Origin of the sequence: Croceibacterium atlanticum (assembly GCF_001008165.2) — a bacterium.
Lineage (GTDB): Bacteria > Pseudomonadota > Alphaproteobacteria > Sphingomonadales > Sphingomonadaceae > Croceibacterium_C > Croceibacterium_C atlanticum.
Map to the genome: position 1 here is coordinate 1,493,877 of NZ_CP011452.2, position 26,713 is coordinate 1,520,589.

A 26,713-nucleotide genomic window follows, 5' to 3' on the forward strand; every position below is an offset into this window, starting at 1 on the left:
ACTTGGGTTAAGATCGCGTCAATTGCCGCAGATCGTCGCCTAGACCAGTGCGAACAACCGCCCCGCGCCCCAACCCATTACGAGCGAGAGCATCACCGCAAACAGGCCATACAGCACGGAGGATTCCTCCGCCTGTTCGGCGACAAGCCTTTCAAATCCGAGCTTTTTCACTTCCACCTCTGCCGTGGCCGAGGCGATGACCCGGCCCTGGGTGATGGCAAATGTTTCCGCCGTATACTGGCCTGTGCGAACATTGGACGGGATTGCGATACGCGCCTGATAGAGCACCTTGTCGCGGATGGTCACACCGCCCGGCACCTGCTGGTAGAGGCCTTCGCGCTGGCGCAGATCGACCAGCCCGGCGGCAAAGCGCGCCTGTTCCGCCGGGTTGATGGGCCCGGTGGGCGACAATTGCAGGAAATCGAGCCCCAGTTCGTAGATGGCGGCAGTCCGGTCATCCACGATATTCTTGATCGGACTGGAGGATGCGACCGCATAGAAGGAAGGCACGGACCTGAAGGATGAGGAATCGGCATTGACCCATATGCCGGCCCATTTCAGCCGTTCCTTTTCACGCAGGCGCACCGCCTCCGTCGGCCCCTTCAGGACCACGACAATATCGTAATCCGCGCTCGCCCGGCTGCCATCGGGATCGAGGATCGCGCCGAACAACAGCAATTCCGTGCCGGTAAAGCCCTGGCGGACCTGGATTTCATGCTGGGATACCTCGGGCACGAGGATCGGATCGCGCTGCGCGGTCAGCGCAAGGAAGGCCGTGATCGCCAGTGCGATGCGGATGCGCACGCCCGTCATAACGGCACCACGGTATAGACTTCATCCGGACGCACGCCGAGGCCGAATGCCATGCGCAGGGCCACGGCAAGAACGATGGCCGCCAGCAGCAGGCGCAATTTTTCCGGATTGAGCATCTGTGCCACCCGCGTACCGATCTGCGCGCCGGTGACGGATCCGATCAGCAACAGCCCGGCCAGCACGATATCGACCGCTTTGGTCGTCAGCGAATGCATCATGGTGGACGCCATCGTGACGAACAGCACGTTGAACAATGACGTGCCGACCACGACATTCGCGCTCATGCCCAGAATATAGAGCATGGCGGGCACGAGGATAAAACCGCCGCCCACGCCCATCAGCATGGTCAGCATCCCGACCACGGCCCCCAGCAACAACGGCGCCAGCGGAGAGATATAGAGGCCGGAACGATAGAATCGCCAGCGCATGGGCAGGCTGGCAACCAGCGGGTGATGGCGGCGCTTCGCCGCGCGGGGCCTTTTGCCACCCTTGGACTGGCGCAGTTCCTGGATCGCCTCCCGCCCCATCAGGCCGCCGATCCCGCCCAGCAATACGACATAGAGAATGCTGATCACCGTATCGATCTGGCCGACCGATTCCAGCAGGCGGAACAGCAAGGCACCGATGGCTGCGCCGATCACGCCGCCCGCAACGGATACCGCGCCCAGTTGATAATCAACGCCCTGCCGCCGGCTATGCGCCAGCACACCCGAAACGCTGGCGCCTGTTACCTGCGTTGCAGCCGAAGCGGCGGCAACGGTGGGCGGCACGCCGTAGAAAATGAGCAGCGGCGTCGTGAGGAAGCCGCCGCCCACGCCAAAGACGCCGGAAAGAATACCCGTGGCCGCACCCAGGAGGATGATGACCACCCCGTTCACTGCAAGGTTCGCAATCGGGAGGTAGACGTCCATGCCGCCGAGTAACCCAAGCGGAGCAACTATTGAAGATTAGGGAGCTAGAAACCCGCAGAAAGAGTCAATGCCGGGCCGGAATCGGGTTTCGCATCGCCCGCCACGCGAAAACGATATTCTGCCGAAAGCCTTGCCCTTGCCGGGCCGAGCGGAAATGTGGCGGTGGCGGCAGGGCCGATATCCAGCCGGCTGCTGCCCTGTTGTGCGCCGCCCCACACCCCTGAGCCTGCGCCAAGGCGGAAATCCTTCCACTGGGCGAATTCACGCTCGATCCGGGCCTGTCCGTCGAAAAAGGCCGTGGCGTAGCGCCCACCGACATATCCCGCCTGAAAATAGGTTTCCGCCCGCAAGCCATGGGGCAGCCGCATGGGCAGAAACTCGCTGACCACATAAGCGGCAGGCCGGATCTCGTCATGAAAAGCGCCTTCGCTGGCGCGCAATTCGGCGGCCAGGCGCAAGGGGATGCCGGGCAAGGGGCGTGCGGAAAGACCTGCCGCCAGTTCCCGCTCATGCGGGCCCGAAATCGCCATGCTGGCCCGCAGATAGGCCTGCGGGCGATGGCCGCTGCCCCCGGCAAGGCGATAACGGACTACCGCACCCTATTGGCTGCGACCATAGGATGGCACACCAGCCAGGGCCGGCCCGCCGCCATCGCGCAGCAAGAGCCAACTATCGACCAGCCAGTGCCTTTCCGCAGCCCCTTCGGCCCGTTCTGTGAATGGAACGGGCTGGCTGGCGGCCAGCGGGATACCGGGGCTTGGCGCAGCCCGCGCAGTGGAAGCCGCGACGGGATGCGCCATCGGCCCGATGTGGCCCGCCACCTCCCCAGCCATAAACGCCGCCGGTTCCGCGAGGAAATATTGCCCGCCGTCCTGACCAATGTTCCTGCCCGCCGCTGCCGCATGTGGCGCCAGATCGGACAGGACGCGAAACGGGGCGATCACTGCCGGCAAGGGTGTCTGCTGCACGGCCAGAGCCGTTCTGGTGAAGGCACCCTGTTGCACGAAACCGGGAAACTGGAGCAGGCCCGCCCGCAATCCGATCCAGCCTGCCAGAGCGAAGGCGATCAGCAACAGGGGCTGGCCGCGAAAGCTCGCGCCTTCCGACTTTGCAGGTTTCATCGTGCGGTCTGCAGGATCGCTGCCGATGCGGGATGTGCATCATGCGTGGTCTTGTCCCAGCGCGGCGGGGCGCCGGCCAGCGTGCCGAGATAGGCGAAGACAGCGCGCCGCCCGGCCATGATCGCAATGATATTGGACATGGGCAATCGCAGCACTGCGCGCAGCCCCTCCATCAAACCATATTCGCGCGCGGTGAACAGGAACCGCATTCCCGCACGCCAGAGCAGGCTGGCAAAATTCGCGGCGATCAGGGCAAGGATCACGGGATCGGCATGCCATGCCGGCACGAAGCTGAAGCCGCGCGCCACGAACAGGATGCCTGACAGAAGCAGCAAGCCATAGGCCGACAGCAGCACAAAGGCGCTCAGCGGTCCGCGCCGGTCCCGCAGGCGCATCCACCATTCACCTGCGCCCCCGGACCAGCCAAGCCGGTCCCAGCCCTGAAGCGCAATGCCATGCACCCAGCGCGCCTTCTGCCTGACAGATTGATCCAGCCGCGACGGGAAATAAGCGCGCGTGGCGACCAATTGCCCGTCTTCCCCCCTTGCGCGCAGCAAACGCGCACGCCCTCCGGCAGCCTTCACCCTCAGCCCCAGCTCGTAATCCTCCGTCAGCGAATCGAGCGAGAACGGACCGCTTGCATTCATCCGGCGGGCGATCGTGGCGAGGACGGGCCGCGAGAAGGCGCAGCCCACGCCCGCAGCAGGCAAACCCGCGCCCAGCGCGCATCGCACCAGCAATTCCTTGCCATGCGATTCGGCAAATTCCTCGCAATAATGGCTGCCCACCCAGCGCGAATGGCGTTGCGGTTCCGGCAGGACCGGCAATTGCACGAATTCGGCCCGTTCCAGCGCATGATCGAGCAGGCCCAGGGCAGCCGAATCGACCATGTCTTCCGCGTCGTGGAGCACGACCATGGAAAACTCGCGCCCGCTGCGCCGTTCATCCTCCTCCAGCGCGGCATAAAGACGGTTGAGGCAATCGGCCTTTGTCGTCGGCCCGTCCCGGTCATTGATAACCAGCCTGACGCGGCTATCGCCCGATGCCGCGCGCATCACTGCCTCGGCCGTGCCGGGATCGTTGCGATAACAGCCGACATAAAGGCGCAGATCAGCCTGCGGCCAGGCCGACAGCGCGTGCGCCACCGTCAATTCAATGACTTCTTCTTCACGCCAGGCGGGTATGAATACAGCCGCCGGGCCGGACAGAACCCGTTCCCGTGCCCGCTTGCGGTTGATCCTGATGCTCCGCGCTCGCCCCGAAAGGCGCAGCCAGATCCACACCAGATCCATTGCGAATTCATCCAATGCCCCGAGCAGGAAGAACGTGCCCGCGAACAATAGCAATTCGTACTCGGCTTGCGCCAAGATTTCGAAGATGGTCACCGCCCCCAACGACCCTGTTCTGTAAGGCCCGAAAGCCCGCGATCCCTATGGTTAACGCTACTTGCTTCGCCCGGAAATGCAACCGGCCGATCCGGCTTGAACGGGCAACCAGCGGGCGACTTTGCCGCGCAAGCCGGCAAATATTTCGGGATCTGAGGAGGTTGGTCCGGCCGTGCCGGGAAAGAGAAAATTTCAGCGGAAGCCGGAACGGCCAAGCTTGCCCTGTGCCAGGCCGGTTAGCGGCCAGCCTGGATTAGGGTAATCACCTCTTCCTGAACGCCGGGCCGATTGAAACAGGCGAAACCAGGTATTGGAGAAAGCAGGGGGAACAGTCCGCATGGCCCGTTTCCCCTGCGACGAATGACGCGATCAGTCTTTCCTGGCGACCGGGGCGTCTTCACCCAGATCTTCGAACCACGCTTCCACCGGGCCGTTCAGCTTGATGGTCAGCGGGCGGCCGTGGCGATCCATGGTCTTGCCGGCCTGGACGCGGACCCAACCTTCGGAAATGCAATATTCCTCGACATTGCTGCGCACCGTTCCCTTGAAACGGATGCCGATGCCACGGCGCAGCAATTCGCCATTGAAATGCTTGCTGCGCGGATCAATCGCCAGATGATCGGGCGGCACATCCGCGCCAGTAGCTGCGGTTTCCGGTTCGGCGGGGTTCTGTTCGTCACTCATGAAGGGCGCTTAGCCACGGCTTTCAGGCAAAATCAATCCGGAGGTGGCGGAGTTTCGACCGGCGCCGTGCCGGGCACGGCCGGTGTTTCCGGCGGGGAAACATCCGGTCCATCCGTGTCGCCCTGCCCCGGACCGATCTCCGCCGGCCCCTTTCCGGGGTTATCCGTGTCTTCCTTGTCGGGGCTGAATTCGTCCGGCGCCTTGCCGGGCTTCACCTGGTCAGCGCGCTCGCCACCCCGCGGCTGGACAGCGCTGCCGGGTGCATCAGCATCCCCGTCGGGCGGTGCCAGTTCCGCCGCATCATGTTGATCCGCCCGCGAATTCACCACTGGCGGCGTGGCGGGCGGAATATGCGAATGGCGCTGGTCGCCATAGGTATGTTCTCGGTCCATGATGCTGTCCTCGTTGCCTGTTCCAAGAACGAACCGGCCGCCCCTGCCGTTCCTGATGAACGATGATCCCGCCGTGCCGCTTGCCCTTTTCAGCGCTGCCTTATAAGGGCGGCTGCCTGTTTCGCAGGTTAGCACCTGTGCGAGTTCGTCGGGCCGCGGGCGTGGCGGAATTGGTAGACGCGCTGGATTTAGGTTCCAGTATCGCAAGATGTGGGGGTTCGAGTCCCTTCGCCCGCACCAGTTCCCTGGCGCCCCGGGCAGCATGAGTATTTGGAAGGCTGTTTGAAATGCAGATCGTAGAGACCACCAATGAGGGCCTCAAGCGCGCTTATACGCTGACGATTCCGGCCAGCGATATCGAATCGCGGATTGATGCGGAAGTGAAGCGGGTGGCCCCGCAGGTGCGCATGCCGGGCTTCCGCCCGGGCAAGGTTCCCGCCAATTTGATCAGGAAAATGCATGGCGAGGCCCTGCATTCGGATGCGTTCAACGCTTCCCTGCGCGAATCGGTCGATTCGCTGATCCAGGAAAAGAAGCTGCGCCCGGCCCTGCAGCCCAAGATCGACATTGCCGACGGTTATGAACAGGGCAAGGATGCCGAACTGACCGTCGAAGTGGAGGTGCTGCCGGAAATCGAAGCGCCCTCCATCGAAGGTCTGACGCTGGAAAAGCTGGTCGTGCCGGTTTCCGATGCCGACCTGGACGAAGCGCTGGGTAAGATTGCCGAGAACCAGAAGAGCTACAAAGACGCGGCCAAGACCAAGAAGGCTGCCGAAGGCGACCAGATCATCATCGATTTCGTCGGCCGCGTGGATGGCGAGGAATTCGAAGGCGGCAAGGCCGAAGGCGCGCCGCTGGTGATCGGTTCCGGCCAGTTCATTCCGGGCTTTGAAGATCAGCTGACCGGCGTGAAGACCGGCGACACGAAGACCATCAAGGTCACCTTCCCTGAAGATTATCCGGCCAAGCACCTGGCCGGCAAGGAAGCCGAATTCGACGTCACCGTTCAGCAGGTGAAGATCGAAACCGAAACCAAGATCGACGATGATTTCGCCAAGCAGCTCGGCCTGGAAAGCGCCGACAAGCTGAAGGAACTGCTGAAGGGCCAGCTGGAGCAGGAAACTGCCGGGCTTACCCGCACGCAGATGAAGCGCCAGCTGCTGGACAAGCTGGCCGCGGATTACGATTTCGACGTGCCGCCGAGCATGGTCGAAGCCGAATTCGAACAGATCTGGCAGCAGTTGCAGGCTGAAGTCGCCCGGGAAGAAAATCCGGAAGAAGGCCTGAAGGAAATCGAAGCCGAGAAGGACGATTACAAGCGGATTGCCGAACGCCGGGTGCGTCTGGGCCTGCTTCTGTCCGAAATCGGCCAGACCAATGGCGTGGAAATCACCCAGCAGGAAATGGGCATGCTGATCCAGCAGGCCGCCCAGCAGTACCGCCCGGAAGACCGCGAACGGTTCGTCGAATATGTCCGTCAGGACCCGATGGCCCAGGCCCAGCTTCGTGCACCGCTGTATGAAGACAAGGTCGTGGACTTCCTGTTCGACAAGGCCGAAGTTTCCGAACGCGAAGTGACGCGCGAGGAACTGGAAGCCGCGATCGAAGCGGACGAAAAGGAAGAGACCAAGCCCGCCGCCAAGAAGAAGGCTCCGGCCAAGAAGGCCGCGCCGAAGAAGGCTGCCGACAAGGACGAGGCGGAAAAGCCTGCTGCCAAGAAGGCCGCTCCGAAGAAAGCCGCCGCCACCAAGAAGGCAGCCGAAGGCGATGACGCCGCCGAAAAGGCGGAAGCGAAGCCCGCTGCCAAGAAGGCTCCGGCCAAGAAAGCCGCTCCGAAAAAGGCTGCCGCCGCCAAGAAGCCGGCAGCCAAGAAGGGCGAGGCTGACAAGTAAGGTCCGGCCAAGCCGAACCTATGCAAGGGGCGCGGGCCATGGCCTGCGCCCCTTTGTTTTTCAGCAAACGTCGATTCGCATCGCGGACACGGCCTGGCTGAACAATTGCCGCCCTGGCCGCTTTCCTGCGGCTCCGCTGGATGCAAAGCCAATCCGTTCCAGCAATGCCCGCGACGGGCCGTTTTCCGGGTGACATTCCGCCACCAGCCGACAGGTCGGGAAACGCTGGGCGATCAGCCCTGTTGCGGCGCGCAGGCTCTCTGTCGCCAGCCCCCTGCCCCGCGCGGTCGCAGCGAACCAGTAGCCGATCTCAATTCGTCTGCCTGCCTGGCGATGAGCGCCGATCACGCCCAGCAAGTGGCCAAGCCGCCGATCCCGCACCGCCAGGAAGCAATCATGCTTCGAACAGCCGGCGATCAGGGCGCGGGCATCCGACAGGGTGAAGGGATCGGGCAGGAAATGAACCTTTGCCGTCACCGATTCATCCGTGATCGCCCACAATTCCTCGGCATCTTCCGCGCGCAGTGGATCGATCCGGCATCGCGCGGTCGAAAGGGTCCGGAAGGGGAAAAACACTGGCAGTCTCCGTCAAGAACCGCCGCGCTGCATGACTTCTGGATCTGGATGACCATTTGCCGCGAACACGGCGGCATTGGTCACAAATGATGACGTGCCGCTCCTTAAAAGGAGCGCCAATAATTCGCCTGAATTCGGTTCTGGGCCTCGGTCATCGCCGGAGCCTTTGCCACGCCCCTTCCCGGCAGGCAAGAAGGCAGGGGCTCATTGTTCCTGCCAGCGGCGGAAGGTGGGCCTGGGTATGCTGGCACTGCGCGCCCGCTCGTAAGCGGCGCCTGCCTGCAATATTGCCGCATCCTCCCACCTGGCACCGATGAAGGACAGGCCGATCGGCAGGCCGTGGACGGCGCCCATCGGCACGGAAAGATGCGGATAGCCGGAAACAGCCGCCAGCGTCCCCGCCCCGATTGATCCTTCATAGGCATCGCCCATCACAAGGTCGATCGGCCAGGCCGGACCTGTCGTCGGCGCGATCAGGAAGGCCACATCATTTTCGTGCAGCAATTTGTCGATGCCGCGTTCGCCTGCCAGATGCAGGGCGTTCCGCCTTGCCGCTTCATAGGCCCTGCGATCCGTGCTCGCTTCCGCCTGCACGAATATCTCCTGCCGGAACCACGGCATTTCCCGGTCAGCATTGTCCTGATTGAAGGCAATCGCATCGGCCAGGCTGCGGATCGGGATGTCGGCGGGCGATCCGCTCAGATAAGCGCCGAGATCCTCCCGCAGTTCGAACAGCAGGGTCTGGAATTCATCACGGCCAAGCTCGTTCGGGAAATCATAATCGATCTCCACCAGCTGGGCGCCTGCCTTGCGCAAATCCTCCAGCGCGGTTTCGAACACCGCCGCGACCTTGGCACTGTCGCCCACCTGCTTGCGCATCACGCCGATCCGAACCCCGGATAGAGAGGCGGCTTCCAGCCCGGCGGTAAAATCCGTGACATGGGCATCCGCATCGGCCGTTGCCGCGTCAGCCGGGTCCGTTCCGGCAATGGCATTGAGCAGCAATGCAGCATCGGCGACATTGCGCGCCATCGGCCCGGCCGTATCCTGCGAATGGCTGATCGGTACGATATGAGTGCGGCTGACCAGCCCCACGGTCGGCTTGAAGCCGACAATGCCGTTGACGCTGGCCGGACAGGTGATGGACCCGTCCGTTTCCGTGCCGATTGCCGCCCAGCTCAGCTCCGCCGCCACGGCCGCGCCGCTGCCGGAAGAAGAACCGCAGGCATTGCGATCAGTGGCATGTGGATTGCGTGTCTGCCCGCCCACCGCACTCCATCCACTGGTCGATCGGGTGGAGCGGATATTGGCCCATTCGGACAGGTTGGTCTTGCCCAGCACAACCCCGCCCGCCTGGCGCAGGCGCGTTATCAGCGGGGCATCGCGGCCTGTATCATTGCCGGCAAGCGCCAGGCTGCCCGCCGTGGTCGGCCATTCGACCGTTTCGATATTGTCCTTCACCAGCACGGTGCGGCCGCCCAGCAATGTGCCCTGGGCCTGGCGTGCCAGTTCCGGCGCATCGGCATTGAAGGCGATCACGGCGTTCAGCTGCGGCCCCGCATCGTCCAGCGCAGCGATACGATCGAGATAGACCTGCGCGTCTTCAGCCGGATCGGCCCGAAGCGGCGCGGCGAGGAGGGCAAGGCCCGCCAGGAGGAAAGCTCTCTTCATAGTTGCATGCTTGCCCTGCCCGACGGCGATTGCAAGCGGGCACAACAAGCCCGGCAGGCTCTATTCCTCTACCCAGTCGCGGCGCAGGCTGCGGCCGGCCAGGCCCATCAGCAATGCGGCAACGCCATAGAGCGCCAGCGAATAGAGCATGGAATAACGCAACGCCTCATCGCCGTAATAGGGCACGAGGAATTCCGAGAGGGCGCCCAGTGCATAGATGCCGCCGCCCAGACCGATCAGGTTGTTGATGAGCAGGAACAGGGCGGAAGCGGTGGACCGTTCCGCCGGTTTCACCAGATGCTGGATCGCCGAAAGCACGGGGCCAAGCCAGACATAAGCCAGCGCCTGCGGGATGAGGAACAGGACAAAGGCCATCCACGCGCTGGAACTGGAAATACCCAGCGCGAATAGCGGCGCCCCGATGAAGAAGGCGATCCCCGGCAGCCAGGAATAGAACGCCCGGTCCCGGTGGCCGAGCCGATCGCCCAGCCAGCCGCCGCCCAGCACGCCGGCTATCCCGCCAATCAGCAGCAAGGCGCCGAAGAATTGCGATGCCTGTACCAGGTCGAATCCGAAACTGCGCTGCAGCAGGCTGGGCAACCAGAAGGCGATGCCATAGCCCAGCATGGAAGAGCAGGCCGCGCCGAATGACAGGAACCAGAAGGATGGCTTGCGCGCCAGCAACCCGGCTGTTGCCCGAAAGCCGGGCATGTCCGGCACCGTGGCGCGATCAGGCGAGGCAGGAACGGAGGATGCAGGAACACGCGGGCGATCCTTCACCAGCAATTTGAACAAGGGCGCGATGACCACACCGCCCAGCCCGACCACGAAGAACGCAAGCCGCCAGTCAACCGTAGCGGCGATATATCCGCCCGCCAGCACCCCGATGGCAGAGCCCAGCGGGATGCCCAGCGAATAGATCGACAATGCAGTCGCGCGGCGCTCGCTGGGAAAATAATCACCGATCAGCGCATAGGACGGTGCGACCCCGCCCGCTTCGCCGATGCCGACGCCCAGACGGGCGAGGAAGATATGCCAGAAACCCTGCGCCAGCCCGCACAGGGCGGTAAAGCCGCTCCACAGAACCAGCGATATAGTTATGACCCAGCTGCGGCTGGTCCGGTCGGCCAGGGCCGCCAGCGGCACGGCCAGCGTGGAATAGAGCAAGGCAAAGGCCACGCCGCCCAGCAGGCCCATCTGTCCATCGCTGAGCTGCAGATTCTGCTGGATCGGTGCGGCCAGGATGGCGAGTATCTGCCGGTCGACGAAATTGAAGATATAGACCAGCAGCAGCATCCCCAGCACCATGTTGGGGTGCGAACGGGGCTGCGCGGGAATGGCTGCCGATGCGCTCATGCCGCATATTCCTTCAGGAAAGGCTTGATCGCCTGAATCGCCGCCTCCTCGTCCAGCAACGGAGCATGGCCCCTTCGCGGCACTTCGGCGAGCGTAAACGGCCCGGAATGGCGCCGTTCCATCTCCTTCGCCGTTTCCGGTGAAAGCAGGTCCGACAAGGCGCCGCGCAACAGCAGAACGGGTTTGCCGGCCAGCGCTTCCCACAGGGGCCACAGATCGGGCTGCGGCGTATCGCCGCTATCGGCAAAGCCCGCGGCGATCGCCGGATCATAGGCATATTCCACCCGCCCATCGGCGCGTTGGCGGCAAGTGCGCGCGGCGAAGGCCAGCCAGTCGGCCTCCGCAAAACCGGGGAAGGCATCGCGATTGATCGCCGCGCAATTCGCAGCCGCCTCTTCCCAGTCCGCGAAGGGTTCCGAAGGGCCGACATAGCCGGCGATCCGCGCCAGCCCGGCCGGATCGAGCACCGGGCCGATATCGTTCAGCACCACGGCCGAAACCGCTTCCGGCCTGGTCGCGGCCATGATCATGGCCATCAGCCCGCCCATGGACGTACCGATCAGCGCAGCCCGTTCCACACCCAGCATGTCCAGCAGGGCGAACATGTCCCGCGCATAGATGTCCGGCCGGTAATTGGCCGGATCGGGATCGTTCTGCGATAATCCCCTGCCCCGCTGGTCCGGCACGATCAGGCGATATCGGCCCGCCAGATGCTGCGCCAGGGGGACAAAATCGGCGCTGTTCCTGGTCAGGCCGTGCATCAGCAACAATGGCGGCCCGTCACCCGGATAATCGCGGGCAAACAATTCCAGATCGCCGCCCGCACTGCGGTAGCCGATGCGCTTGTAATCGATCATGATTCTTCCCGGCCAGCAATCAGAATTCAAAGCTGGCCGTCAGGAAGACCTGTCGCGGATTGCCATAGAATGCGGTCAGCGTGCCTTCGGTCCCCAATGTGGGGATTGGCATCCCCCCGCCATCCAGCACCAGTTCGCCCGTGGTCGGATCGGCGGCCACGAAGGTATAGCCCGACGTCTTGTACTGCTTGTCCGTCAGGTTCTTGCCGTGCAGGCCCACGCTCCAGTTCCCGTTCGGCGCGGTATAGACGATGCTGGCATCCAGCAGCGCATATCCGCCCTGATCGAGATAGGGGTTAGGAATCTCGAACTGGTAGGTCTTGCTCCTGAAAGAGACAGTCGTGCCCAGATACAGGCTGCCATCGCCGAGATAGGTATCATAGGCCAGCGTTGCGCTGCCGCTCCATTTCGGGGTGTTCTGCACTTCGCGATAATCGGCAACATCGGTCGGCACGCCGCCGATATCGGTGATATATTCCTTGTATTCCGCATCGATGAAGCCGACCGAACCGATCAGGCTCAGCTTGTCATTCTCGCTGAACAGATCGCGGGCGAGCCGGGCATTGGTTTCCAGTTCCACGCCCTTGAATTCCGCCTTGCCGGCATTGGAAATGACACCGCAGAAAGTGGCCAGTCCGCCGACATTGCAGGCAACCGAGCCCGGGATCTGGACATTGGTATAGTCCATGTAGAACCCGGCCAGCGCGACATAGAGCGCACCATCGAGAAGATTGCCCTTGTAGCCCAGTTCGTAACTGTCGACCGTTTCCGGCTCGAAGCTGAGAAAGGCCGCGATCTCGCTGTCCTCCAGCGTACCATTGTCGTCCAGATCCGGCGCATTCACGCCCACGCCGCGCGGATCGAACCCGCCGCCTTTGAAGCCCTTGGAATAGCTGGCGTAGAGATTGTGGTCCGGGTTCGGCTGATAGCTGAGCGAAACGCGCGGCGTGAACTTGTCGAAACTGGCCGATCCGTCGAAATCCGTGCTGGGCGTGCCGAAGGGAATGCCCTCGCCCCCGAATACGGGGGAACCGCCGCCAAGATAGTTCTGACGCAGGATCTGCGCCTCGCGCTTGTCCCAGGTGTAGCGCCCGCCCAGGGCGAGGCTCAGCTGGTCCGTGATGTCGTAGGAGAAATCTGCGAAAACGGCATAGGTTTCCGTGTCCACATCCGCTTCGGTAAAGGCGGTAAAGCCGTCAAATGCGGTGAAGAGCCGCACGTCGAACTGCGTATCGGCCTTGGCATCCAGGTAATAGAAACCCAGAAGGCCGGTCAGCGCGCCGCCATCGTCATAGAGCAATTGCAGTTCCTCGCTGAACTGCTCGTTCCGATAATAAGCGGGCACATCCAGATCGACCGCTGGCAGCGCATCGAAATCAATCGGTGATGCGCTGTCATCCTTGCGCCAGCCAGTGATGGAACGCAGCATGATGGCATCGCTGAGATCCAGCGAAGCATTCATGGACAGGCCATAGGCTTCCACATCCTGCACCGGATCGATCAGGCCGCCGCGCGTATCGAAGACATCGTCCAGCACCGGCGCGCTGGATGTGGCGGCCGGGATCAGCCGATGGCCGCCGCGGGCATTGCTCTTGTCCCGCGTGTAATCGCCGGAGATGCGGATCGAATAGGGTTCGCCGTAATCGCCCAGTTCCAGGGTTCCGCGCGCGGCCCAGACATCCTTGTTATAATTCTCCTCCCCCGTGGTCAGATTGTCGCCAAAGCCACCGCGCGAAAGGCGCGCCACCGATCCGCCAATGCGGACGACATCGCCAAGCGGGGCAGATGCGCTGACTATGGCGTCCGCCTGGTCGTAAGTGCCGACCGTTCCCTTCACCTTCAGCGCGAATTCCTGCGGCAGCAGACGGGTCACATATTTTACCGCGCCGCCAATCGTGTTGCGGCCGTAAAGCGTACCCTGCGGCCCGCGCAGCACCTCGATCCGTTCCACATCGTAAATGTCGAGAACGGCGGCCTGCGGGCGGTTGAGATAGACATCGTCGAGATAGATGCCGACGCCCTGTTCGAAGCCCGAAACCGGATCCTGCTGGCCAATGCCGCGGATGAATGCCGACAGGGTGGAATTGGTGCCGCGCGATGCCTCCAGCGTGGTGTTGGGGGTGATCTGCGCGATTTCCGTCAGATCGATCGCACCGCGTTGTTCCAGCTGTTCCCCGCCGAAGGAACTGACGGCGATCGGCACATCCAGCAAGCGTTCTTCGCGGCGACGTGCGGTGACGATAATCGCACCTTCGCCTGCATCATTTTCCGCCGTGCTGCCGGTTTCCGCCTGTTGGGCGTGCGCGGGCGCAAATGCGGCGGACATGGCAGTGGTGGCGAGAAACAGCGCACAGGCAGACACCTGCCGGCAACGGGCCTTGATCATCGATACTCTCCCAGCGTGCTTTTATTATTCTCACTGGATATTGAAAACTGAACCGGGTTTCAACTTTTTAGTTTTGCCAAGGCGCCGCCGCATGTCTAGCCAGTGGCAATGGGTACGGCACCGGCTCCCGATTCACCGCCGACAGGCAAGCAACCGCGCACCGAACGTGGGCGGCGGACCTTGCGCCGCCTGCTGGACGCGGCAGCGGAAGAATTCGGGGAGAAGGGATTTCACGAAGGATCGATCAGCGGGATCACCCAGCGGGCCGGCGTCGCGCTGGGCAGTTTCTACACCTATTTCGATTCCAAGGATGCGATCTTCCGCGAACTGGTCCACGATCTGAGCGCGCGGGTAGGCAGCGAAGCGCGCAGCGCGCTGAGCGGCGATCTACGACCGCTGGAGGCCGAACAGGCGGCGCTCACAGCCTTCCTCACCTTCGCGCGGGACCACAAGGAAATCTACCGCATCATCGACGAGGCTGAATTCGTCGATCCCGCCAGTTTCCGCCAGCATTACGAAACTACCGCCGCCCGCATTCATGAACGCCTGCGACAGGGCGCCCGGGAAGGCGAATTGCGGGATGACCTGACGGAAGCCCATGCCTGGGCAATCATGGGAATGAACGTCTTTCTCGGCCTGAAATACGCCGTGCTGAGCGATGACAAGCCGGTGGAAGATATTGCCGCAATCGCCAATTCCATCCTGCAGCATGGCATCGGCAAGACCGGGACCGAATAGCCCGGTCAGCGCGCCTCGGCGTGCAGCTCTGCCAGCTTGTCCACCAATCCGCGCACTGCCTCGCGCAATGTCTCGATCGCTTCCAGATCAGCGTCTTCACCGGCCATGATTTCGGGCACCTTCACCGCCTGCGCCCGCAAGGCACGGCCCGCCTCTGTCAGGGTCACGAGCACCCGCCGTTCATCATCGGGATCGCGCCCGCGTTCGATCAGGCCCCGCCCTTCCATCCGCTTCAGCAGCGGGGTCAATGTCCCGCTGTCCAGATAGAGGCGTTTGCCGAGCGCGCCGACGGTCTGCCCATCCTCTTCCCACAGGACAAGCATGACCAGATATTGCGGATAGGTCAGGCCAAGATCGGCAAGCACCGGGCCATAAAGCCGCGTGACCATATTGCTCGCCGCATAGAGTTGAAAACACAGCTGCCGGTCCAACAGGAGCGGATCGCCTCCTCTCATATCCCCGGTGGCTACCGTCATTCCATCGCTCCCGAGTGCCCGAAAGCACATATTTGCCAGACCCTGTTTGGCTGTAAGCTAGCAGAAATTCGCGACCTTGCCGAAGCGACCAAATATATTGCATACAATTTAATTGTGCACAATGGAACCGATGCCGCCGTCGGTCATTCCGTTTGCACATAGTTCAACAGACCAAGGGCCGCCCTGGGCCGGGGCAAGAAGGAGCAGCCAGAGTCATGAATCACCTCGCCGAGGATTTCTGGAATTTTCGCGGGACGTTCAGAATTGCCAAAATCCTCGATGTCGGCACGCATATGTCATTGATCCGCCGTGCCAATGGCCGCTTCCTGATGATCGACAGCTATTCGCTGAAAGGGTCGGACCGGCGCGAATTGCTGGCGCTGACCGATAATGGCCGGGCGATCGAGGCGATATTGAACGTCCACCCCTTCCACACCCTGCATTGCCGTTCGGCGCATGAACTTGCCCCGCACGCCCGGCTGATCGGGACGCGCCGCCACCGGGACAAGGCTCCGGAACTGCCTTGGGAAACCGGCCTGATCGAAGATCCCTCAACGCAGGCCGAATTCGCGGAAGACGTGGATTTTTCCGTTCCCGCCGGGGTGGATTTCATCAGTACCGACGAGAGCGTTCATGTCTCCTCCGTACTGGTCCGCCATCGCAGGAGCGGCATCGTCCATGTCGATGACACGCTGAACGTCTTTGCCGCTCCGGGCCTGCTGAAGCCCCTGTTTCCGCAATCACGGCTGCGTTTTCACCCGATGCTGGCCAAGGCGCTGGAGCCGACGCTTACCGCCGCGGATGAATTTGCGGGCTGGGCCCGCAAACTGGCGGAAGACTGGGCCGGCACGCCCATTGTTTGCGCGGCCCATTCCGCAATCCGCCATTTGCAGCCCGATGGCTGGCGAGAGGAAGTGCTGCGCGCCTTGTCAGACGTGGAGAAAACGCTGGGCGAACATCGGGCGAATAATGGCTGAGAACGCATCAGGACATACGCATCGCTGCGACGTGGCGGTTATCGGCGCGGGCACGGCCGGCCTGGCCGCAGAACGGGCGGCGCGCAGGAATGGCGCAAGCACCCTGCTGATCGATCCCGAATTCAACGGCACGACCTGCGCCAATGTGGGCTGCATGCCATCCAAACTGCTGATTGCCGCCGCGCGGGAAGCGCACCGGATCGGGCAGGCGGACCTGTTCGGGATCGAAATTGCCGATATGCGCGTGGATGGCCCTGCAATTATGCAACGCGTGCGTTCGGAAAGGGACCGCTTTGCCGGATTTACCCGCGAAAAGATCGGGAACCTGCCCGAAGGCGTGACCATCCGCGCCCGCGCGCGGTTCGACGGGCCCGACCGCCTGCTGCTCGACAATGGCGATGTGGTGGAAGCGCGCGCGATCGTGATTGCCACTGGTTCCGCCCCGGCCCTGCCGCCACCCTTTGCCGAACTGGGCGATCTGGCGATCACCAGCGATGGCGTGTTCGAACTGAAGGATTTGCCCGGCAGCCTGGCGGTGGTCGGCTCCGGCGCAATCGGGCTCGAACTGGCGCAGGCTTTCGCCCGTCTGGGCGTGGAGGTTGCCCTGTTCGACCGGGGCGAAACGATGGGCAAGATCCGTTGCCCCCGCGTCCATGCCGCCCTGCGCGACATAATCGAAGCGGACATGGATCTGCATCTGGGCGTCGATGTGAAGCCCGAATCGGCCGATGGCCGGGTGAAATTGCGCTGGAGCGGCAAGGAAGAAGGCACGGCGGAATTCGACAAGGTGCTGGTCGCAGTCGGCCGCCCGCCGGTGCTGGATACGCTGGATCTGGAACGGTCCGGGCTGGAACTGGATGAGTATGGCGTGCCCCGCCATGACCGGGCGACGATGCGCTGCGGAGACAGCGCGATCTTCATCGCCGGGGATGTCGCCGCGGATCTGCCGCTGCTGCATGAAGCATCGCATGACGGGGCCATTGCCGGCCGCAATGCCGCGGCGCTGCCCGCCCCGATCCGGACCGACCGGCACGTGGCTTTCAGCATCATCTTCACCGAACCTGCAATCGCCAGCATCGGCAAATCGGAAGATGACGGCGCCGTGACCGGGACCGCGGATTTCTCCGACCAGGGCCGCGCGCGCGTGGAAGGACGCAACCAGGGGCGTCTCACCCTCTATGCCGCTGCGCCGGACGGCAGGCTGATCGGCGCCGACATGGCCGCCCCGGCGGGTGAACATCTTGCCCATTTGCTGTGCTGGGCAATCCAGCAGGGGCTGACCGCCACCCAATTGCTGGAAATGCCCTTCTATCATCCCACGATAGAGGAAGGGCTGAAACAGGCCCTGCGCACGATCTGCGCCGCCACCCCGATCGATCTTCCGGCTGACCAGGATACCGGCGCCCCACCGGGCGCATGAATCAGAAGGACCTTTCCATGACTGACACCAGCATTCTTTTCCGGCCCTTGCGGGCGGGGGCCTTCGAATTGCCCAACCGGGTGTTGATGGCACCGCTGACGCGCAACCGCGCGCGCCCTGACGGCACGCCGAAACCGATGGCCGCAGCCTATTACCGCCAGCGCTCCTCTGCCGGACTGATCATTTCCGAAGCGACGCAGATTTCCGCCATGGGCAAGGGATATATCGATACGCCCGGTATCTACACCGATGCCCATGTCGAAGGCTGGAAACCCGTGATCGAAGCGGTTCATGCCGCAGGCGGGCGGATAGTCTGCCAGCTATGGCATGTCGGCCGCATCAGCCACACTTCCCTGCTGCCCGGCGGGGCGCAGCCGGTTTCGGCCAGCGCGGTGCGCGCCAATGCCAAGACCTTTACCGCTGATGGCTTTGCCGACACGTCGGAACCTGTCGCCCTGGATGCGGACGGCATCGCCCGCACGCTGGACGATTACAGCCAGGCCGCGCGCTGCGCGCTGGCCGCCGGATTCGACGGGGTGGAAGTGCATTCCGCCAATGGATATCTGCTCGATCAATTCCTGCAGGACCGCACCAATCTGCGGGAGGACGAATATGGCGGTTCCGTTGAGAACCGGCAGCGCCTGCTGCGCGAAGTGCTGGACCGCGTATGCGATGCCTTTCCGGCAGACCGGGTGGGCGTGCGCCTGTCCCCGCTGGGCCAGGCAAACGACATGGGCGATAGCGATCCGGAAGCGACCTTCTCTTCCGCCTACCGTATGCTGGACGAACGCGGCCTCGCTTATCTCCACGTGATCGAACAATTCTATGGCCAGGACAGCAGCGAACAGGACCGCGCCCTGCTGAAGCGGCTACGCGGCCTCTATTCCGGCGTCTATGTCGGCAATGGTTCCTACGATGCCAAACGCGCCGCCCGCGCGATTGGCGCAGGCGATGCCGATGCGATCAGTTTCGGCCGCATGTTCATCGCCAACCCGGACCTGCCCGAACGCTTCCGCATCGGCGCATCACTCAACGAACCGGACCAGAACAGCTTTTATGGCGGCGGAACCCGAGGATACACGGATTATCCGTTCCTCCCCCCGGCGCACTAGGAATAGCTGAAATCAGCAGGCGGCGGGCCCGATCAGCCGATCTTCTCGCTCGCCGCCAGCCACAATTCCTCCGCATCGGCCAGTTCCCTGGCCAGGGCTGCCCGGTTTCGGCTCAGCTCTTCCAGGTCATGCTCGCGGGATCGGTTCGCCGCGACATCGGGATCGAGCAGGATCCGATCGACCTTGTCGATCCGCACCTGCAACCGTTCCATGGTCTTTTCCGCCTCGAAGGCCTGCTGCCGTGCCTGCTGCGCCTGCCTGGCTTCCTCTGCGGAAGGCTTGCCGGATTTGCCGGCCTGCTTGCCGGATCCGTTTTTCGTATCCTTCTTCGATTGCTGGCGGCCGAGAATGAAATCGATGTAATCCTCGATCGAGCCGTCATATTCCACGGCTTTCCTGTCATCGACCAGAACCAGCCTGTCCGCCGTCAGTTCGACCATGTGCCGATCGTGGCTGATAAGGATGACAGCGCCCTGATAGTCATTGATGGCCTGCACCAGCGCTTCACGCGCATCCACATCGAGGTGGTTGGTCGGTTCGTCCAGGATCAGCAGATGCGGCGCATCGCGGGTGATCAGGGCCAGCGCCAGCCGCGCCCGCTCCCCGCCGGAAAGCTTCGCCACGTTCTGCGTCGCCCGATGGCCGGAAAAGCCGAACCGCCCAAGCTGGGCACGCACTGCCGCGGGGCTTTTCCCTTCCATCGCGCGGGTCATGTGATCCAGCGGGGTCGCGTCGGAAGAAAGTTCTTCCACCTGATATTGCGTAAAATAGCCGACGCGCATCTTGCCCGATGCGTTCATCGCCCCTTCCATCGGCGGCAATTGCGCGGCCAGCAACCGCGCCAGCGTGGTCTTGCCATTGCCGTTGCGGCCCAGCAGGGCGACGCGGTCCTGCGGATCGATCCGCAGGTTCAGTCGCCGCAGCACCGGCTTTTCGCCATAACCGACCGCCGCAAGGTCCAGCGTGATCAGCGGCGGACGCAATTCATCGGGCGGCGGGAAATCGAAGCTGAGGCTCGGATCTTCTGCCAGTGCCGTGATCGGTTGCATCTTTGCCAGCATCTTGGCCCGTGACTGGGCCTGTTTGGCAGTGGAAGCGCGGGCGCTGTTGCGCGCGACATAATCCGCCAGCCGGGCCCGCTGCGCATCCTGCGATGCCTTGGCCGCCGCCAGATGCGCGGCACGCTCTGCCCGCTGCCGTTCAAAATCATCGTAACTGCCGGGATAGACGGACAATTTGCCGCCCTGCAGGTGCAGGATCGTATCGACGACATTGTTCAGCAGATCGCGTTCATGGCTGATGACGATCAATGTCGCGGGATAGGATTTGAGGAAATTCTCCAGCCACAGGGTCGCTTCGAGATCGAGATGGTTGGAAGGTTCGTCCAGCAGCAGCACGTCCGGCGCGGAAAACAGCAGCGCGGCCAGTGCCACGCGCATCTTCCAGCCACCGGAAAAACTATCCAGCGGCTGGCCCTGCATCTCCTCGTCAAAACCAAGGCCGAGCAGGATCCGCGCCGCGCGCGACGGCGCGCTATAGGCGTCGATCGCGATGAGCCTTTCATAGAGATCGCCCAGCCGGTCCGGATCCTCGCAAGTTTCCGCTTCCTCCAGCAGGTTTGTCCGTTCCACATCGGCGGCCAGAACCGCCTCGAAAGGGGTCTGCGTCCCGGCCGGAGCCTCCTGCGCGATATAGCCGATCCGCGTACGCCGGGGCATGTCGATGGAACCGGCATCCGGTTCGATCTGGCCGATCAGAACCTTCATCAAGGTCGATTTGCCGGCACCATTGCGGCCGACGATACCGGCACGCGCACCCGGTCTGATGGACGCATTCGCCCCGTCGAGGATAGTATTGCCGCCCAGCCGGACGACGATATCGTTGATCGTGATCATGCGCGGCCCCTAACAGGCCGGGCCGCCTTAGCCCATCGGACTTTGCTGCATCGCACCGGGACGCCTGAACCGCGCGGAGCGCCTTCCGCGTGCCGGTTCCTGCGGTCAGCAGCCCTGGACATGCCAGGTCGCCCACATTTCTCCTTATACTATCAAGGGTTTGTTATCGTTCTGACATTAGCCTTCATGATCCTGGCTGCAGCAGGAAATGAGGAGACCCATCGAAAACATGCCCGACACCGCGAAAATGCCCGGGTCGGAGCGTGAAACCGCCACCTGGCCCGGCACGAATCAGGCTGGCGACGACCTGCGAATGCAGGCGCTGGCCCATGCGGGTATCGGCACCTGGCAGCTATTGCTGCAAACGGATGAATTCAGCTGCGATGAAACGGCAGCCCGCTTGCTCGGCGCCGGTGAAGCCTTTCCCCGTTCGGGTAATGCCGCGGACCTGCTGGCTTGCGTGGCCTTGCAGGACCGGCCGGATATTGGCGTGCGCATCCAGCTCTGTTCGCAGATGGGCACGCCGATCCATCGTTCATTCCGCCGGTTCGCGCAGGCAGGCGTGGAGGGATGGCTCGAACTGACGGCGAGCCGGGTCCAGCTGCCGGACGGACAACAGGCACTTATCGGCACCTTGCAAGACATCACCGATTGGCGGGAGACCGAAGACCCCCAGAAACAATCCGGCGAAGTGCTGGCCCTGGCGCTGGAAAGCGCGGGTGCCGGGACCTGGGAGATACGGCTGGACGAGCCGCATTTGTTCCGCCTCTCGCCAGCGGCGCTCCGCATGTATTGCCTGCCGCCGGACCACCCCGGCACGATGACGCGCGATGAATGGATTTCCCTGATCGACCCCGAAAGCGCCGCCGATATGGCCGGGACTTTGGATCGTTTCATTGGATCGACCGAGCCGCATATGGCCGAATTCAAGGTTCGCGATCTGGGCGAAGGCGAACGCTGGCTGCGGATTCACGGATGCGCGGTAAACGGAGAGGACGGTCTGCCGGAAAAGATCGTGGGCCTGATCTATGATGATAGCGAGCGCAAGAAGGCGGATGAGAAGCTGCGCGAGAGCGAATGCCTGCTCCGGCTGAGCCAGGAAGCCGCCAGGATCGGCACATTCATGACCGAACCCGGCGGCGTGACCATTGGTTCGGAACAGTTCTTCCGCAATCTGGGCCTGCCCGCCGACACCGGCATTCTCGAGCATGAAATGCGTGCCCGGCTGTATCATCCCGAAGACCGGGACAGGGTCCGCGCCAATATCGACGCCGTTATCGCCGAGAGACAAGATTACCACGAGATGGAATATCGCATCTATCGCGCCGATAATGGCGAGGAACGATGGATGCTTTCCCGCATCCGCCCGATATGGGACGGGCAAGGCAGGCCCCTGCGTATCGCCGGCGCGCATATCGATATTACCGAAGCGAAATCCGCCGCGCTGAAATTGCGCCGCACCGAAATGCTGAATCGCGGGATTGTCGATTCCAGCCCCGACTGCATCATGGTTCTCGATATTTCCGGAAGACTGCGCTTCATCAGCAAGAGAGGGCGCGAAGCGCTTGGCATCAATGATGAAAACTCCCTGATCGGCCACTACTGGCCCGATCAGTGGCCGCCAGAAGCAAGGGCGCATGTGGCAGCGGCCATTGCCGACGCGGCGCAAGGATCGACGGGCCGTTTCAATGCCCGCGGCGCAGTCAGGCGTGGGACCAGGAGGTGGTGGGACGCAGTCGTATCTCCGCTGATGAACGAACATGGTGAAATAACCCGCCTTCTCGCCATTTCCCGCGACGTGACGGAACTGCGCGAACAATCCGAACGCATACGCTGGGCCGCCGAACATGACACGCTGACCGGCCTGGCGAACCGAAACACCTTCGATCACCGGCTGGACGAACTGATCGATCAGGCGCGGCTCCGTAAGGAAAATATCGGGCTGCTCGCCCTGGATGTCGACGATTTCAAGCAAGTGAACGACACGCTGGGCCACGATGCGGGCGATGCCTTGCTGAAGACCCTGGCCACGCGCGTGCGGGGCCTGCTGCGCGAAGGCGATTTCGTTGCGCGGCTGGGCGGGGACGAATTCGCCGTAGTGTTGAAGGACATTCCGGACGATACGGTTCTTCCGAAACTGGGCGAACGGATCATAGCTGCCCTGAACCAGCCCATTCCGCATGGCGGCTGCATACTCGATTGCCGGGTCAGCATCGGCGCCGCGATCTTCCCGCAGCATGGCAATACGCGCGACGAATTGCTCAAAAGTGCCGATACCGCGCTTTACGCCGCAAAGTCGCGCGGGCGGAACAACATCCTGCTGTATGAAAGCTCTCTCCGGTCCGAACTGGACCGCCGCAGCGCCATGATCTCGAAAGCGCGATCCGCCTTGCGGGCAGATAATGTGGAACCGTTCTACCAACCGCAAATCTGCCTGCGCAGCGGCCAGGTCGACGGGTTCGAGGCCCTGCTGCGATGGCGCGATAAAGACGGCGCCCTGCACGCCCCTGCGGAAATCGAAGCAGCCTTTGCCGATCTGGAACTGGCCCATGAAATCAGCGAACGCATGCAGGACCGCATCATCGACGACATGCGCCGATGGCGCGAAGACGGGCTGGAATTTGGCCATGTAGCGGTCAATGCCGCAGCCGCCGAATTCAGCCGCAACGATTTTGCATCACGCCTGCTGGACAAGCTGGATGCCGCCCGTGTGCCCGCCAATTACCTGCAGGTCGAAGTCACCGAAACGGTTTTTCTGGGCCGAGGGGCCGATCATGTCGGCGCGGCGCTGCAGGCGCTCAAGGCGCGGGGCATCGCCATCGCGCTGGACGATTTCGGAACGGGCTATGCCTCGCTCTCCCATCTCAAGAATTTCCCGGTGGACGTGATCAAGATCGACCGTTCCTTCATCCGGGATCTCGTCCGCGACACGGACGATACGGCAATCGTCTGCGCCCTGCTCGGCCTTGCCGGCAAACTGAATATCAAGACCGTGGCGGAAGGGATCGAGACGCCGGAACAGGCATCGTTCCTGATCCGGCAGGGCTGCGATGTCGGCCAGGGTTATTTCTTCGGCCGCCCGCTTGCGGCCTCAAGCGTGCCGGATATCATCGCCCGGACGAGCCGGGTCTCCGCCTGACAGGGCCCCTTGGCCCCGAAGCACCGTCAGCTCAGATGATCGCGGGCGTAATCGTCTTCCTTCAGGACAAGATTCGCCAGCAGGCCGCCAGCGCCCGGGATACCGTGCGACGAAGCATCGATAATCTCGATCCGCAGCACCTCTCCAGCCGGAATTTCAGCCAGGCGCGCCCGGACATTGCCTTCGTCTCCGGGGACATATTCGCCATCGATCAGGACATTGCCCTGCCCCTGCCCATTCCCGCGAATGATGAAATCGGGCACGTGGCGCAGCATGTCATGCGCATTTTTTGGCGCGAAATATGTGAATTGTTCCGGCATGTAGAGCAAGGCGCCCTTCACGCCCGGCAGTTCGAGCGGTTCGGGCACCGGTGCATCGGCCGTCTGCGGCGAGCAGGCGGCCATGGGTATGGCAAGCAGAAGCGGGGGCAGGCCGGAAAAACCACCTGCGCGCCGTGCCCGGCCAAGGGATAACGTCTTGTCCATCTGAGCGTTGTCGTTCCTTGCGTTCCCGAAAGGTGAGCGCTTCTGCAGAGCGCTTTTTCCGTTCGATAGACGACTTTGAAACACAGTGCACGCAATACACTTGAAGATATGTGCCATAGGGGCGACATAGGCGCTCCGACATTTTAAGAGGAATTCCATGATCGACGTGTTCGGCGACAACAATCCCCAAGGCCAGTTCACCACGGACCCGCTCACCGGCGCGCTGGTTCCCGTCGTCGTTGAAAGCACGAGCCGCGGCGAACGCAGCTTCGACATTTTCAGCCGCCTGCTGCGCGAACGCATCGTTTTCGTCACCGGCCAGGTGGAAGACAATATGGCTTCGCTGATCGTGGCCCAGCTGCTGTTCCTGGAAAGCGAGAATTCGCAGGACATTTCCATGTACATCAATTCGCCGGGCGGCGTGGTGACTGCGGGCATGGCGATCCATGACACGATGCAGTATATCAAGCCGAAGGTGCGGACCGTCTGCATCGGCCAGGCCGCATCCATGGGCAGTTTCCTGCTCGCGGCCGGTGAACCGGGGATGCGCGTTGCCCTCCCCAATGCGCGGATCATGGTCCATCAGCCCAGCGGCGGCGCACGCGGCATGGCCTCGGACATCGAAATCCAGGCGAAGGAAATCCTGCGTATCCGCAGCCGGATGAATGATCTCTACGTGAAATATACTGGCCAGAGCCTGACCGATATCGAGAAGGCCCTGGATCGCGACACCTTCCTGGAAGCCGAAGAAGCGAAGCAGTTCGGCATTGTCGACCAGGTGTTTGCCCACCGTCCCAAGGACCAGGCAACCGGGGACGAAAGCGGTTCGGGGGGTGCCCCCGAATAGGTAATGCCGTTGCGCCTGGCCCCTTCGGGGGCCCGGCAACGGTAGGAATTTGGCAACCTTGCCCCTTCAGCCAATGGCAAGCCGGGGGTTATTAAGGATGTCTTGATTGATATTGTCTCGCCCGTGATTACATTCAACGGGCGATTCCCGCGGTGTGCCCTCCGCGGAACAGGACGAGAGTATGACGAAATTGAGCGGATCTGACAGCAAGAGCACTCTCTACTGCAGTTTTTGCGGTAAGTCTCAGCATGAAGTGCGCAAGCTGATAGCCGGTCCCACCGTGTTCATCTGCGATGAATGCGTGGAACTGTGCAACGATATCATCCGCGAGGAAACGAAGGGCGGCCTTGCCGGCAAGAAGGAAGGCGACGTCCCGACCCCGCAGGAAATCTGCAACACGCTGAACGATTATGTGATCGGGCAGGACCGCGCCAAGCGCGTGCTGTCGGTTGCCGTGCATAATCACTACAAGCGGCTGAAACATTCCAGCAAGACCAGCGATGTCGAACTGGCGAAGTCCAACATTCTGCTGGTCGGTCCCACGGGTTCGGGCAAGACGCTGCTGGCGCAGACGCTGGCGCGCACGTTTGACGTGCCCTTCACCATGGCCGATGCAACCACGCTGACCGAAGCCGGCTATGTCGGTGAAGACGTGGAAAACATCATCCTCAAGCTGCTGCAGGCCAGCGACTATAATGTCGAAAAGGCGCAGCACGGCATCGTCTATATCGACGAGATCGACAAGATCACCCGCAAGGCGGAAAACCCGTCCATCACCCGCGACGTCAGCGGCGAAGGCGTGCAGCAGGCCCTGCTGAAGCTGATGGAAGGCACCACTGCCAGCGTCCCCCCGCAGGGTGGACGCAAGCATCCGCAGCAGGAATTCCTGCAGGTGGACACGACCAACATCCTGTTCATCTGTGGCGGCGCATTTGCCGGCCTGGAAAAGGTGATCAGCGACCGCCTGCAGAAGCGCTCCATCGGTTTTGGCGCCAATGTCGCCGATCCGGAAAAGCGCGACATCGGCCAGATGCTGGAAAAATGCGAACCGGAAGATCTGCTGAAATTCGGCCTGATCCCGGAATTCGTCGGCCGTCTGCCGGTCATCGCCACGCTGCATGATCTAGACGTTCCGGCCCTGGTGGAAATCCTGAAGGAGCCGAAGAACGCGCTGGTCAAGCAATATGCCCGCCTGTTCGAGATCGAAGAGGTTGCGCTGACCTTCACGGACGAGGCGCTGGAAGCCATCGCCCGGAAGGCGATCAAGCGGAAGACCGGCGCCCGCGGCCTGCGTTCGATCGTGGAAGCGATCCTGCTGGACACGATGTTCGACCTGCCCGGCATGGAAGGTGTGACCGAAGTCGTGGTCGACAAGGAAGTGGTGGACGGCCGCAAGGAACCGATCCGCGTAGTTTCCGGCGAAGGCAAGAAGAAGGAAGAGGCGGCTTAAAGCCGCCGCTTCCCCGCCTACCCCATCAGAGCTGAACCCGGATGGCAGCAATGCCGCCATCCGGCCATGAACTGGCGCGCGGTGCCAGGGCTTCTATCTCGCCCAGCGTAGGCAGTAGAGACTAAAGCTC

At 62.6% G+C, this 26,713-nt stretch carries 23 protein-coding genes and 1 tRNA gene; 9 read left to right on the forward strand and 15 right to left on the reverse strand.

The genetic code is table 11. The features are described from left to right. Positions 1-39: 39 nt before the first annotated feature. From WYH_RS07080 to WYH_RS17115, 7 genes are all read right to left on the reverse strand, one after another. Entirely contained in the window at positions 40-813 is a 774-nt protein-coding gene (locus WYH_RS07080; RefSeq protein WP_046903287.1) for a TIGR02186 family protein, read from the reverse strand. Next, entirely contained in the window at positions 810-1,724 is a 915-nt protein-coding gene (locus tag WYH_RS07085) for a sulfite exporter TauE/SafE family protein (protein WP_046903288.1), read from the reverse strand. The genes WYH_RS07080 and WYH_RS07085 overlap by 4 nt, the downstream gene beginning before the upstream one ends. Positions 1,725-1,768: 44 nt before the next feature. Next, positions 1,769-2,254, reverse strand: a complete 486-nt coding sequence (locus WYH_RS07090; protein WP_053833439.1) for a hypothetical protein — start codon at positions 2,252-2,254, stop codon at positions 1,769-1,771. Positions 2,255-2,323: 69 nt separating this feature from the next. Then, entirely contained in the window at positions 2,324-2,845 is a 522-nt protein-coding gene (locus WYH_RS07095) for a hypothetical protein (RefSeq protein ID WP_046903289.1), read from the reverse strand. Continuing rightward, complete coding sequence (locus tag WYH_RS07100; RefSeq protein WP_244877978.1) at positions 2,842-4,230, reverse strand: glycosyl transferase family protein; 1,389 nt, start codon at positions 4,228-4,230, stop codon at positions 2,842-2,844. Before WYH_RS07100 ends, WYH_RS07095 begins: the two co-directional genes overlap by 4 nt. 369 nt (positions 4,231-4,599) lie before the next feature. Further along, on the reverse strand, positions 4,600-4,914 hold the full coding sequence (locus WYH_RS07105; protein ID WP_046903291.1) for a DUF3297 family protein: 315 nt from the start codon (positions 4,912-4,914) through the stop codon (positions 4,600-4,602). A 32-nt stretch (positions 4,915-4,946) separates the two neighbouring features. Continuing rightward, on the reverse strand, positions 4,947-5,306 hold the full coding sequence (locus WYH_RS17115) for a hypothetical protein (RefSeq protein WP_082347888.1): 360 nt from the start codon (positions 5,304-5,306) through the stop codon (positions 4,947-4,949). A gap of 155 nt (positions 5,307-5,461) precedes the next feature. Here WYH_RS17115 and WYH_RS07110 point away from each other — a divergent pair. After that, positions 5,462-5,546, forward strand: a tRNA-Leu gene (locus WYH_RS07110). A gap of 47 nt (positions 5,547-5,593) precedes the next feature. Further along, positions 5,594-7,198, forward strand: coding sequence for a trigger factor (gene tig / locus WYH_RS07115; RefSeq protein WP_046903293.1), 1,605 nt, complete (start codon positions 5,594-5,596; stop codon positions 7,196-7,198). A 60-nt stretch (positions 7,199-7,258) separates the two neighbouring features. Here tig and WYH_RS07120 read toward each other — a convergent pair whose 3' ends face one another. From WYH_RS07120 to WYH_RS07140, 5 genes are all read right to left on the reverse strand, one after another. After that, entirely contained in the window at positions 7,259-7,774 is a 516-nt protein-coding gene (locus WYH_RS07120; RefSeq protein ID WP_053833440.1) for a GNAT family N-acetyltransferase, read from the reverse strand. Positions 7,775-7,978: 204 nt separating this feature from the next. Continuing rightward, positions 7,979-9,445 (reverse strand): amidase, encoded by a 1,467-nt coding sequence (locus WYH_RS07125; RefSeq protein ID WP_046903295.1) that lies wholly within the window; start codon positions 9,443-9,445, stop codon positions 7,979-7,981. A gap of 60 nt (positions 9,446-9,505) precedes the next feature. Beyond that, complete coding sequence (locus WYH_RS07130) at positions 9,506-10,801, reverse strand: spinster family MFS transporter (protein WP_046903296.1); 1,296 nt, start codon at positions 10,799-10,801, stop codon at positions 9,506-9,508. Beyond that, positions 10,798-11,658, reverse strand: a complete 861-nt coding sequence (locus WYH_RS07135; RefSeq protein ID WP_046903297.1) for an alpha/beta fold hydrolase — start codon at positions 11,656-11,658, stop codon at positions 10,798-10,800. The genes WYH_RS07130 and WYH_RS07135 overlap by 4 nt, the downstream gene beginning before the upstream one ends. 19 nt (positions 11,659-11,677) lie before the next feature. Beyond that, complete coding sequence (locus WYH_RS07140; protein WP_046903298.1) at positions 11,678-14,044, reverse strand: TonB-dependent receptor; 2,367 nt, start codon at positions 14,042-14,044, stop codon at positions 11,678-11,680. 108 nt (positions 14,045-14,152) lie between these two features. On the opposite strand from WYH_RS07140, the gene WYH_RS07145 reads away from it, so the two are divergent. Next, positions 14,153-14,782, forward strand: coding sequence for a TetR/AcrR family transcriptional regulator (locus WYH_RS07145; RefSeq protein ID WP_046903299.1), 630 nt, complete (start codon positions 14,153-14,155; stop codon positions 14,780-14,782). Positions 14,783-14,787: 5 nt separating this feature from the next. Here WYH_RS07145 and WYH_RS07150 read toward each other — a convergent pair whose 3' ends face one another. Further along, positions 14,788-15,258 carry a MarR family winged helix-turn-helix transcriptional regulator gene (locus tag WYH_RS07150; protein ID WP_235979023.1) on the reverse strand — a complete coding sequence of 157 codons (471 nt, stop codon included), beginning with the start codon at positions 15,256-15,258 and terminating at the stop codon, positions 14,788-14,790. Positions 15,259-15,473: 215 nt separating this feature from the next. Here WYH_RS07150 and WYH_RS07155 point away from each other — a divergent pair, with 215 nt between their 5' ends. From WYH_RS07155 to WYH_RS07165, 3 genes are read left to right on the forward strand one after another with little or no spacing between them, the layout of a single operon-like run. Beyond that, positions 15,474-16,235: a hypothetical protein gene (locus tag WYH_RS07155; protein ID WP_046903300.1), complete on the forward strand. Its 762-nt coding sequence runs from the start codon at positions 15,474-15,476 to the stop codon at positions 16,233-16,235. Next, positions 16,228-17,655 (forward strand): dihydrolipoyl dehydrogenase, encoded by a 1,428-nt coding sequence (locus WYH_RS07160; RefSeq protein WP_046903301.1) that lies wholly within the window; start codon positions 16,228-16,230, stop codon positions 17,653-17,655. Before WYH_RS07155 ends, WYH_RS07160 begins: the two co-directional genes overlap by 8 nt. A gap of 17 nt (positions 17,656-17,672) precedes the next feature. Continuing rightward, positions 17,673-18,767 (forward strand): alkene reductase, encoded by a 1,095-nt coding sequence (locus WYH_RS07165; protein ID WP_046904909.1) that lies wholly within the window; start codon positions 17,673-17,675, stop codon positions 18,765-18,767. 32 nt (positions 18,768-18,799) lie between these two features. Here WYH_RS07165 and WYH_RS07170 read toward each other — a convergent pair whose 3' ends face one another. Beyond that, a complete protein-coding gene (locus WYH_RS07170; protein WP_046903302.1) occupies positions 18,800-20,662 on the reverse strand; it encodes an ABC-F family ATP-binding cassette domain-containing protein in 1,863 nt (620 codons plus the stop codon). A 229-nt stretch (positions 20,663-20,891) separates the two neighbouring features. Between WYH_RS07170 and WYH_RS07175 the strand changes: the two genes are divergently transcribed. Then, positions 20,892-23,801 carry a sensor domain-containing protein gene (locus tag WYH_RS07175; RefSeq protein ID WP_053833441.1) on the forward strand — a complete coding sequence of 970 codons (2,910 nt, stop codon included), beginning with the start codon at positions 20,892-20,894 and terminating at the stop codon, positions 23,799-23,801. Positions 23,802-23,827: 26 nt separating this feature from the next. Here the strand turns inward: WYH_RS07175 and WYH_RS07180 are convergent, their stop codons facing one another. After that, complete coding sequence (locus tag WYH_RS07180; protein WP_046903303.1) at positions 23,828-24,286, reverse strand: hypothetical protein; 459 nt, start codon at positions 24,284-24,286, stop codon at positions 23,828-23,830. 157 nt (positions 24,287-24,443) lie between these two features. On the opposite strand from WYH_RS07180, the gene WYH_RS07185 reads away from it, so the two are divergent. Both WYH_RS07185 and clpX read left to right on the forward strand, forming a co-directional pair. Beyond that, positions 24,444-25,133, forward strand: coding sequence for an ATP-dependent Clp protease proteolytic subunit (locus WYH_RS07185; RefSeq protein ID WP_046903304.1), 690 nt, complete (start codon positions 24,444-24,446; stop codon positions 25,131-25,133). Positions 25,134-25,314: 181 nt separating this feature from the next. After that, positions 25,315-26,583, forward strand: coding sequence for an ATP-dependent Clp protease ATP-binding subunit ClpX (gene clpX, locus WYH_RS07190; protein WP_046903305.1), 1,269 nt, complete (start codon positions 25,315-25,317; stop codon positions 26,581-26,583). The last annotated feature ends 130 nt before the right edge of the window (positions 26,584-26,713 follow it).

What these genes read in the sequence shown, in the direction of transcription:
- WYH_RS07160 (WP_046903301.1), top strand. Translation starts at nt 16,228, where the DNA reads ATGGCTGAGAACGCATCAGGACATACGCATCGCTGCGACGTGGCGGTT.
- WYH_RS07130 (WP_046903296.1), bottom strand. Translation starts at nt 10,801, where the DNA reads ATGAGCGCATCGGCAGCCATTCCCGCGCAGCCCCGTTCGCACCCCAAC.
- WYH_RS07125 (WP_046903295.1), bottom strand. Translation starts at nt 9,445, where the DNA reads ATGAAGAGAGCTTTCCTCCTGGCGGGCCTTGCCCTCCTCGCCGCGCCG.
- WYH_RS07185 (WP_046903304.1), top strand. Translation starts at nt 24,444, where the DNA reads ATGATCGACGTGTTCGGCGACAACAATCCCCAAGGCCAGTTCACCACG.
- tig (WP_046903293.1), top strand. Translation starts at nt 5,594, where the DNA reads ATGCAGATCGTAGAGACCACCAATGAGGGCCTCAAGCGCGCTTATACG.
- WYH_RS07145 (WP_046903299.1), top strand. Translation starts at nt 14,153, where the DNA reads ATGGGTACGGCACCGGCTCCCGATTCACCGCCGACAGGCAAGCAACCG.
- WYH_RS07155 (WP_046903300.1), top strand. Translation starts at nt 15,474, where the DNA reads ATGAATCACCTCGCCGAGGATTTCTGGAATTTTCGCGGGACGTTCAGA.
- WYH_RS07175 (WP_053833441.1), top strand. Translation starts at nt 20,892, where the DNA reads ATGCCCGACACCGCGAAAATGCCCGGGTCGGAGCGTGAAACCGCCACC.
- WYH_RS07095 (WP_046903289.1), bottom strand. Translation starts at nt 2,845, where the DNA reads ATGAAACCTGCAAAGTCGGAAGGCGCGAGCTTTCGCGGCCAGCCCCTG.
- WYH_RS17115 (WP_082347888.1), bottom strand. Translation starts at nt 5,306, where the DNA reads ATGGACCGAGAACATACCTATGGCGACCAGCGCCATTCGCATATTCCG.
- WYH_RS07180 (WP_046903303.1), bottom strand. Translation starts at nt 24,286, where the DNA reads ATGGACAAGACGTTATCCCTTGGCCGGGCACGGCGCGCAGGTGGTTTT.
- clpX (WP_046903305.1), top strand. Translation starts at nt 25,315, where the DNA reads ATGACGAAATTGAGCGGATCTGACAGCAAGAGCACTCTCTACTGCAGT.
- WYH_RS07170 (WP_046903302.1), bottom strand. Translation starts at nt 20,662, where the DNA reads ATGATCACGATCAACGATATCGTCGTCCGGCTGGGCGGCAATACTATC.
- WYH_RS07090 (WP_053833439.1), bottom strand. Translation starts at nt 2,254, where the DNA reads ATGGCGATTTCGGGCCCGCATGAGCGGGAACTGGCGGCAGGTCTTTCC.
- WYH_RS07135 (WP_046903297.1), bottom strand. Translation starts at nt 11,658, where the DNA reads ATGATCGATTACAAGCGCATCGGCTACCGCAGTGCGGGCGGCGATCTG.
- WYH_RS07085 (WP_046903288.1), bottom strand. Translation starts at nt 1,724, where the DNA reads ATGGACGTCTACCTCCCGATTGCGAACCTTGCAGTGAACGGGGTGGTC.
- WYH_RS07165 (WP_046904909.1), top strand. Translation starts at nt 17,673, where the DNA reads ATGACTGACACCAGCATTCTTTTCCGGCCCTTGCGGGCGGGGGCCTTC.
- WYH_RS07080 (WP_046903287.1), bottom strand. Translation starts at nt 813, where the DNA reads ATGACGGGCGTGCGCATCCGCATCGCACTGGCGATCACGGCCTTCCTT.
- WYH_RS07140 (WP_046903298.1), bottom strand. Translation starts at nt 14,044, where the DNA reads ATGATCAAGGCCCGTTGCCGGCAGGTGTCTGCCTGTGCGCTGTTTCTC.
- WYH_RS07150 (WP_235979023.1), bottom strand. Translation starts at nt 15,258, where the DNA reads ATGACGGTAGCCACCGGGGATATGAGAGGAGGCGATCCGCTCCTGTTG.
- WYH_RS07105 (WP_046903291.1), bottom strand. Translation starts at nt 4,914, where the DNA reads ATGAGTGACGAACAGAACCCCGCCGAACCGGAAACCGCAGCTACTGGC.